The following is a 3,800-nucleotide window of genomic DNA, read 5'->3' as shown; positions in this document are numbered from 1 at the left end:
CGCCAAAAGAAAGAACTGAAAATCGCTCCGTCAAAACTCATCAGTTTCAGCGAAGTAAGCGGTGAGGGTTTGAAACGGCTCGCGATCGGCGTCGGGGAGCTTGATCGCGTACTCGGCGGCGGGATTGTGCCGGGTTCGCTCATTCTCTTGGGCGGCGAGCCGGGCATCGGCAAGTCAACTTTAGTCGCGCAAATCGCCGGCCGGCTGGCCGCGGCAGAGGCAGTGGTTTATGTCTCCGGCGAGGAATCAGCCGAACAGATCCGCTCCCGGCTGGAGCGGTTAAAAATTGATCTTTCCAAACTGAAATTTTTGAGTGAAACCAACGCGGAAAAAATTGTTGCCACGCTGGAGACTGCGCGTCCCAGGCTGGTTATCATTGATTCAATCCAGACCGTTTATAGCTCGTTCGCCCAAGGCGAAGCCGGCGGTATCAGCCAGATTCGCGCCTCGGCAGTCAAATTCCTGGAGCTGGCCAAAAAAAATAACATTGCCATAATTCTGATCGGCCACATCACCAAGGACGGCGCGCTGGCCGGTCCGAAGAGTTTGGAACATATCGTAGATACGGTGCTCTACTTGGAAATAGAAAATAACCACGAGTATCGCATCCTGCGCGCGACTAAAAATCGTTTCGGTTCGGTGAACGAGATCGGAGTTTTTGAGATGACGGGCACGGGCTTTAGAGAAATTGCCGATGCGGGTTCGGTTTTTTTGGAAACAGATGAGGTGGCGGTCGCAGGTTCAGCGATCAGCGCGATTATTGAGGGCACCCGGCCGTTTTTGGTTGAGGTGCAGGCGCTCGTTTCTAAGACGGTTTTTGGCTATCCTCAGCGTAAGACATCCGGCTTTGATCTGAATCGCCTACAGGTGCTTACGGCGGTGTTGACGAAGCGGGCAAAGATTAACCTGATGAATCAGGATATTATTCTTAATCTGGTGGGTGGACTGAAAATAAATGATCCGGCACTTGATCTTGCTGCCTGTTTCGCCATCGCCTCTTCCCTTTCCAATGTGGCCATCAGCCGGCAGACCCTGATTCTGGGCGAGGTCGGACTCGGCGGCGAGCTGCGCAATGTTTCCCGCCTGGAAGAACGATTGAAGGAAGCGGCTAAGCTTGGTTTCAAAAAAGCGCTTATCCCGGCAGCGAGCCAGCCTAAAGCCGATGGACTAAAAATCAGCAAAATAAAAAATGTTTCAGAAATCGTGAAACATTTAGAGTAGGCGTTGATCGTTTCCCCCTCTCCTAGCCAGGAGACCCGCCTGCCTCGCTTGCGCAAGCATTGCGGGCAGGGGGTCGGGGTGAGGTTGGTGCTGTCAGACAATCATTCCAAGTGAATTTTCTCCAGCAGTGGTCGGACGAGCGCTTTAAGCTCCGGCCATTTTTTTAATTCACTGTCTTGATCAATCAAGGCAAGTGCCGCCTCGCGTGCCTCCTTCATTAATTCATAATCAAACAAAGTGGCAATTTTCAATTCCGGAAAGCCGGATTGCTCCGTGCCGAAAAGCTGGCCCGCTCCCCGAAATTTCAGATCCATTTTAGCCAATTCAAATCCGTCAAAATGGTTAACCAGCGTTTCCAGCCTGGCAAGGCTAGCCGGCGCCGCGCTTTCGCTGAAGAGAAAACAATAAGACTGATGAACGCTCCTGCCCACCCGGCCGCGGAACTGATGAAGTTGGGCCAGGCCGAACCGCTCCGCGCCTTCAATAATCATTACGCTGGCATTCGGCACATCCACCCCGACCTCCACCACCGAGGTGGAAACCAGAATCTTGATTTTATTTTCCAAAAATTCCCTCATCACTTTTTCTTTTTCCGCCGCCTTCATTTTGCCATGTAAAATACCGATTTTTAAATCAGGAAATATTTGCTTATCCAGCCGTTCATACTCCTGCTTTACTGCTTTAACACCCAAACGGTCAGAAAAATCAATCAGCGGGCAGATCACAAAAACCTGCCGTCCGCCCATAATCTGCTCGCGGATAAATTTATAGGCCGCCGCCCTCTTGTCCTCGGCAACAATTTTGGTCAGTATTTTTTTACGCCCCAGCGGCGATTCTTTGATAACAGAAATATCCAAATCTCCATAAATCCCCAATGCCAAGCTTCGCGGAATGGGCGTGGCAGTCAGAGACAACAGATGCGGACTGTACACTGACTCACGCGGACTGGACGCGGACTTAACACCGACTGATCTAAATTGTTTAGAGTTGATAATGCGTTCAAAATGCACATCTGTATTGGAAAAATTTACTAAAAGGGCTAATTCATAATTAGTCCCTTTTAAATAACTCCAAACTTGCTCCTTTTCAATTTTCCCCACAAAAGGCAATTTTTTTATTTCCACTATAATTTTATCGTTTATAACAAAATCGGGTTGATAAATTCCGACTTTTTTATCATTATATTTAATGTCAATCCTTTTTTCTCTATCAAATTTTAAATTTATTTTTTTAAACTCTTCTTCCAGAGCTCCTTGATATACTTTTTCCTTATGTCCAAGCCCTAAATTTTTCTTAACCTCAAATACCGCGCCCCTAATCTTATAGGTTAATTCTTCATATAATAATTCGTTCTTCTTTGTCCCGTCCGTGCTGGTCTTCGTAAAGTCCGCATTAGTCCGCGTTAAGAGCTTCGCTCGTTGCTCGACGCCGAATCGGTGCTGTTCATCAATCACCGCCAGCGCCAAGTTTCTGAACTCAATCTTATCTTGAATCAACGCGTGTGTGCCAATAACAATATCACTATTTTTTATTATATAGTCTTTGTTACCCTCACTGTTTTTTTTCCTGTCCGCCTTGGTCTGTGTAAAGTCAACGTCAGTCCGCGTCTCGTCCGTATTAGTCCGCGTAGTAGTGTCCGCGTCAGTCCGCATCTCGTCCGTATTAGTCCGCGTAGTAGTGTCCGCGTCAGTCCGCATCTCGTCCGCATTAGTCCGCGTCTGCCCTCGCGTCACCAATCCAATCTTAATATCATTGCCGGCAAATAATTTAGTCAGAGTGTTAAAATGCTGGCTTGCCAGAATTTCGGTCGGTGCCAAGAGTACCGCCTGCTTGCCGGCCAGCGCCACATTCAAGAGAGCCAACGCGGCCACTACCGTCTTGCCGCTGCCGACATCGCCTTCCAGGAGACGGGACATCGGTCGTGCTCGTTCCAAGTCGCGCAAAATCGCCCAGGCCGTCTTGCGCTGGTCATTGGTCAATTTAAAATTTAGTCGTCCGACAAATTTTTTGGTTGCCTCCTCCTGAAAAGGGATCGGGACGGCTTGCGCATCAGCGAGCTCTCTTCGCACCAGTTGTGATTGCAGTTGCAGTAAAATCAACTCGTTAAAAGCAATTCTTCGCCTGGCAGTCTCCGCTTCGGCTAAAGTTTTTGGAAAATGGATCTTTTTTACCGCATCAGTATAAGACGATAGCTTATGTTTTTTTCTTATCTCCTCCGGTAGCCAATCTTTTAACTCTTCCGCCAGTTTAATAATCTGACTCAAAAAAAACCGCAGCTGCTTTTGCGTCAAGCCTTCCGTCAGGTGGTAGTTCGGCACCAAGCCTTGCGTATGAACCGCCGCGGAATCTGTCAGGCGTTCGTAACTTGGCGCCGAAAAATACGGCCCGCTAACATCTTCCTCCACCTTGCCGGCGATTGAAATCAGATCGCCTTCTTTTAAATTTTTCCCGATATAAGGCTGATTGAACCAGATTACTTTAACCGACGAATCGCCATCATTTATCAGCGCTTCGGTAATATGCATCCGTCGCCGGAAACTCCTCTTGTTCTGTATAAGTTCTAACCGCCCGACCACATT

2 protein-coding genes are annotated in these 3,800 nt (G+C 48.4%); one reads left to right on the top strand and one right to left on the bottom strand.

Going from position 1 to position 3,800, the window contains the following annotated elements; genetic code table 11:
* A partial coding sequence (radA, locus tag WC903_09135) for a DNA repair protein RadA (protein MFA5894108.1) occupies positions 1 to 1,221 on the top strand: 1,221 nt, incomplete at its 5' end.
* Positions 1,222 to 1,322: 101 nt separating this feature from the next.
* Here radA and WC903_09130 read toward each other — a convergent pair.
* The gene (locus tag WC903_09130; protein ID MFA5894107.1) at positions 1,323 to 3,797 is read right to left on the bottom strand and encodes a GxxExxY protein; all 2,475 of its coding nucleotides are present in this window, start codon (positions 3,795 to 3,797) and stop codon (positions 1,323 to 1,325) included.
* Positions 3,798 to 3,800 lie beyond the last annotated feature (3 nt).

It is taken from the genome of Candidatus Margulisiibacteriota bacterium (assembly GCA_041658645.1).
Classification (GTDB): Bacteria; Margulisbacteria; WOR-1; order O2-12-FULL-45-9; family XYB2-FULL-48-7; genus JBAZZV01.
The sequence above is the reverse complement of the archived record's forward strand: the minus strand, read 5'-3'. Positions and strand labels throughout refer to the sequence as shown.